Source organism: uncultured Succinatimonas sp., assembly GCF_905203285.1.
Classification (GTDB): domain Bacteria; phylum Pseudomonadota; class Gammaproteobacteria; order Enterobacterales; family Succinivibrionaceae; genus Succinatimonas.
In genome coordinates, this window is the sequence record NZ_CAJKVK010000113.1 from 1 (window position 1) to 5,146 (window position 5,146).

General features: G+C 45.2%; 4 protein-coding genes. All 4 read left to right on the forward strand.

Translation table 11 applies throughout. From position 1 onward, the window contains the following. Nucleotides 1–184: 184 nt before the first annotated feature. Genes leuA through leuD form a run of 4 tightly spaced genes read left to right on the forward strand, consistent with a single transcriptional unit; the run spans nt 185 to nt 4,900 of the window. On the forward strand, nt 185–1,750 hold the full coding sequence (gene leuA / locus QZ019_RS09115; RefSeq protein ID WP_295484420.1) for a 2-isopropylmalate synthase: 1,566 nt from the start codon (nt 185–187) through the stop codon (nt 1,748–1,750). Nucleotides 1,751–1,756: 6 nt separating this feature from the next. Continuing rightward, the gene (gene leuB / locus QZ019_RS09120; RefSeq protein WP_295484422.1) at nt 1,757–2,854 is read left to right on the forward strand and encodes a 3-isopropylmalate dehydrogenase; all 1,098 of its coding nucleotides are present in this window, start codon (nt 1,757–1,759) and stop codon (nt 2,852–2,854) included. Nucleotides 2,855–2,872: 18 nt separating this feature from the next. Next, nucleotides 2,873–4,276 carry a 3-isopropylmalate dehydratase large subunit gene (gene leuC / locus QZ019_RS09125; RefSeq protein ID WP_294567428.1) on the forward strand — a complete coding sequence of 468 codons (1,404 nt, stop codon included), beginning with the start codon at nt 2,873–2,875 and terminating at the stop codon, nt 4,274–4,276. A gap of 12 nt (nt 4,277–4,288) precedes the next feature. Continuing rightward, nucleotides 4,289–4,900, forward strand: coding sequence for a 3-isopropylmalate dehydratase small subunit (leuD, locus tag QZ019_RS09130; RefSeq protein WP_294567425.1), 612 nt, complete (start codon nt 4,289–4,291; stop codon nt 4,898–4,900). The last annotated feature ends 246 nt before the right edge of the window (nt 4,901–5,146 follow it).

A 5,146-nucleotide genomic window follows, 5' to 3' on the forward strand; every position in this document is an offset into this window, starting at 1 on the left:
TTCAATAAATTAATTAAATATTAATATTAATTTTGCAAAAATCGATTGACAACATTTTTTTACGGTTTTACGATTAACAACACTTTCAAAAGTGCTGATTTTTGTAAAACTCAACCACTATAAAATCAGCCTATAAAATAAACACGAACGCCCCTGGGCATTTGCATTTATAAAGGAAAATAAAATGGCTATTAATGATGATAAGCGCGTAATAATTTTCGATACCACATTGCGTGACGGCGAACAGGCCTTGCAGTCATCTCTTTCTCCTAAACAGAAACTGCAAATTGCCATGATCCTTGATCAATTAGGCGTTGACGTAATTGAAGCAGGTTTCCCTATTTCATCACCAGGCGACATGGAAGCGGTAAGACTTATCGGTCAGAATTTGAAAAATGCCACCGTATGCGGTTTGTCCCGTGCCGTTGATAAAGATATCGACGCCTGCTATGAAGCGATGAAAGGTCTTGATCATTACCGTATTCATACCTTTATCGCAACTTCGGACATTCACGTTCAGGATAAACTCAAAAAGAGCTTTGATGACGTAGTCGAAATGGCAGTACGTGCCGTTACCCGTGCCCGCAAATATACCGACGACGTCGAGTTTTCATGCGAAGATGCCGGCCGTACCCCTATCGATCATCTGTGCCGTACCGTCGAAGCAGCAATTAAAGCCGGTGCCACGACCGTAAATATCCCTGATACCGTAGGTTATACCTTGCCTTACGAGTTCGGCAATATCATCAAGAATTTATTTGATCGTGTTCCAAACATCGACAAAGCTGTAATTTCAGTTCACTGCCACAACGATTTGGGCATGGCTACAGCCAACAGCTTGACCGCTTTACAAAACGGCGCCCGCCAAATTGAAGTTGCAGTAAACGGTTTAGGCGAACGCGCCGGCAACTGCTCACTTGAAGAAGTTGCAATGACCATTAAGACACGTTCTGAGTACATGGGCGGTCTTTACACCGGTATTGTCAGCACCAACATAGCAAGAGCCTCCCAGGTTGTCGCCGGCGTTTGCAATGAACCGGTTCCGCCGCATAAAGCAATTGTCGGCTCCAACGCTTTTGCCCACAGCTCTGGAATTCACCAGGACGGCGTGTTAAAGAACCGCTCAACATATGAAATCATTACTCCCGAAAGCGTCGGCTTTAAAGAAAACAATCTGCATATGACCGCCCGCTCAGGTCGTCACATGATTAAATCATGTCTTGCAAACTTAGGCTACGATGAAAGCACTTATGATTTGGACGATGTTTATGCCCGTTTCTTGAAGCTTGCCGATCGCAAAGGTCAGGTATTTGATTATGACTTAGAGGCTCTTTTGTTCTTCTCCCCTGACAAAGAAGAAGAGACTCAATTTGAACTTGAATCATTAAACGTAATTTCAGGCGGCAAAAATGTTATTCCTACCGCCTCAGTAAGACTTAAAATCGGAAAGCGTACACGTACCGAATCCGGTACCGGCAACGGACCTGTTGACGCAGTATTCAACTGCATCACAAGACTTACCGGAATTCGTTGCGAACTGACCAATTACGTCATCGCCGCCAAAGGATCAGGCATGAATGCCCAAGGTCAGGTTGACGTTGATGTAATGTACCAAGGACGTCAGTATCACGGTAAAGGCTTATCTACCGACGTTATCGAATCATCAGCCTTGGCTTTGATTCACGCCTGCAACAGTATTTACCGCGCTCGCATCATTGCCGATGAAAAACTCGAAAACAAGGAGAAATAATTAAAAATGGCAAAAACTTACAAAATCGCAGTATTGGCAGGCGACGGCATCGGTCCTGAAATCATGAATGAAGCCGTCAAAGTTTTAAATGCCGTTGCACCGCGTTTTGACATTAACTTTGAATTCAATCACAAGCTTGCAGGCGGATGTGCCATTGACGCCTGCGGCACCCCGCTTCCTGATGACACTTTAAAAGCCTGTGAAGAATCAGATGCTATTTTATTCGGCTCAGTAGGCGGACCTAAATGGGATAAACTTCCGCCTCAGCAGCGCCCCGAGCGCGGAGCGTTATTGCCGCTGCGCAAGCATTTCAAGCTGTTCTGCAATTTCCGTCCGGCTTGTATCTATCCGGGACTGGGTGCTTTGTCTCCGCTGCGTGCCGATATCTCAATGCGCGGTTTTGACATGCTGTGCGTAAGAGAATTAACCGGAGGAATTTATTTCGGACAGCCAAAAGGCCGTGAAGGAACCGGACCTGAAGAGAAAGCTTTTGATACTGAAATCTATCATCGCTATGAAATCGAGCGTATCGCTAAAGTTGCTTTTGAAGCTGCCAGATTACGCCGCAAAAAAGTAACTTCAGTTGATAAGTCAAACGTATTGCAAAGCTCTATCTTATGGCGTGAAGTAGTTACCGAAGTAGCTAAAGACTATCCTGATGTTGAGTTAAACCACATCTATATTGATAACGCCACCATGCAGTTGATTAAAAACCCGGCACAATTTGACGTACTTTTGTGCTCCAATATGTTCGGCGACATCCTTTCAGATGAATGCGCAATGATCACCGGTTCTATGGGAATGCTTCCTTCTGCAAGTCTCGGTGAAGGCGGTTTCGGTCTTTATGAGCCGGCAGGCGGCAGTGCCCCTGATATTGCTGGCAAAGGCATTGCCAATCCGATTGCACAAATCCTGTCCGCAGCCTTAATGCTGCGCTACAGCTTAAAAGAAAATGACGCCGCAACAGCGATTGAAGATGCAGTAAAAGCTGCGCTTGCAAACGGCAACTTAACTTCCGATTTGATGGAGAGCGGAGCAAGCTCCAAACCCGCTTGCTCAACCTCACAAATGGGTGATGCCATCGTCGCGGAACTTACTAAATAACAATAAGGTACATGCAAAATGGGTAAGACTTTATACCAAAAAGTTTATGACAGCCACATTGTCTTTCAAAAAGAAGGTGAACTGCCCACAATTTATATCGACCGTCACCTCGTTCATGAGGTAACAAGTCCGCAAGCATTCTCAGGCCTTGAGGTCGCAGGACGTAAATTAAGACGCCCTGACCTTACATTGGCTACCATGGATCATGACATTTCCACTAAAGAAGCTTCAATTGAAGCCTGCAGCCCTATGGCTAAAGAACAGGTAACGACCTTGATGGCAAACGCCGATAAATTCGGCGTTACCCTGTTCGGTCTCGGCCATCCCAATCAGGGTATCGTTCACATCGTAGGTCCGCAGGTAGGCTTTACTTTACCGGGAACCACTTTAGTCTGCGGTGACTCTCATACGGCAACTCACGGAGCTTTCGGTGCTCTGGCTTTCGGTATCGGTACCTCTGAAGTAGAGCACGTCATGGCAACCCAGACCTTAAAGCAAGGTCGCCTTAAAACCATGAAAATCGAGTGTACGGGCAAACTGCAAAAAGGAGTCTACGCAAAAGACTTGATCCTTGCCATTATCGGCAAACTCACTACCGCTGGCGGTACCGGCTATTGCGTTGAATTCTGCGGTGAGGCTGTACGTGCTCTCTCTATGGAAGGACGCATGACTTTATCCAACATGGCAATTGAGTTCGGCGCAACCGCAGGTATGATTGCTCCTGACGAAACCACCTTTGAATACATCAAAGGACGCCTCTATGCTCCTAAGGGAGAAGATTTTGACAAAGCCGTCGAGTATTGGAAAACCTTAAAGTCAGATGACGACGCGGTTTTTGATAAAGTTGTTACGATTGATGCCGCAGCTTTAGAGCCGCAGGTTACTTGGGGTACTAACCCGGGACAAGAGTGCGCGGTAACCGGCACTGTTCCCTCCCCTGATGATTTTGCCGATCCGGTAGTCAAAAAATCATGTAAGGATGCTCTTGCCTATATCGACTTGAAGCCAGGACAGAAACTTACCGATGCAAAAGTTGACTATGTGTTCATCGGCTCCTGCACCAACGGCCGCATTGAAGATTTCCGCGCCGCAGCAGAGGTTATTAAAGGTCATAAAGTTGCTCCGGGCGTTACCGCTCTTGCAGTTCCCGGATCTATGTGGGTTAAAGCTCAGGCTGAAAAAGAAGGTCTTGATAAGATTTTCAAAGACGCAGGTTTTGAATGGCGTCTTCCGGGCTGCTCCATGTGCCTTGCCATGAATGATGACAGAGCCCCTGCCGGCAAACGCGTTGCTTCCACTTCAAACCGTAACTTTGTCGGCCGTCAGGGTAAAGGCTCCCGCACTCATTTAATGAGCCCGGCATCAGCTGCCGCCTGTGCCATTACCGGTCATATCACCGACGTTCGTGAGTTTTTAAAATAGGAGGAGGCAAAAATGGAAAAATTTACCGTTCACGAAGGTGTTGCCGTTCCTCTTGACTCGGCCAACATTGATACCGATCAGATCATCCCTAAGCAGTTCCTTTTGGCTGTAAGCCGTAAAGGATTCGGCGTACATCTGTTCCACGATTGGCGCTATCTTGATGATGCCGAAACAAAGCCTAATCCTGAGTTTAATTTGAACAAGCCTGAATTTAAGGGAGCATCCATTTTGGTAGCTCGCGATAATTTCGGAAACGGCTCCTCCCGAGAGCACGCTCCTTGGGCTTTAATGGATTACGGAATTAAAGCTGTTATCGCTCCTAGCTTTGCCGTTATTTTCAACAATAACGCTTTAGGCAACGGACTTTTAACCGTAAAACTCACTGTTGAAGAAGTTGACGAAATCTTCAAAGAGCTTGAGAAGAATCCAGGCAGCAAAATCAAAATTTCCTTAGTCGATATGACTGTTGATTGCGGACCTCTTCACTTTACCTTTGATTTGGATCCGTTCCGTAGGCACTGCTTACTTGAAGGTCTTGACAGTATTTCCTTGACCTTGCAAAATGAAGGTGACATCAAAGCCTTCGAAAGCAATATGCCAGCATGGGAACAAGTCAAGAAATAATCCTTTATTGTCATCTAATGAGCCGGACAAATGTTCCGGCTTTTTTGTTATAAAACAAATAGTTTTTAAACTTAAAATCGCTATTAACAGCATATTTGATTAACCTTATATCAGAATCTCATCGGCAAAATCTTTTCAGAATTAGAAAATATTTTTAATATTTTAACTTCGCAATTTTTCGTCTATTAATATAACTATTTATTATTTAAGGGTTTTATTGTAAAGTGGCGCCTTCATTTTTAACCT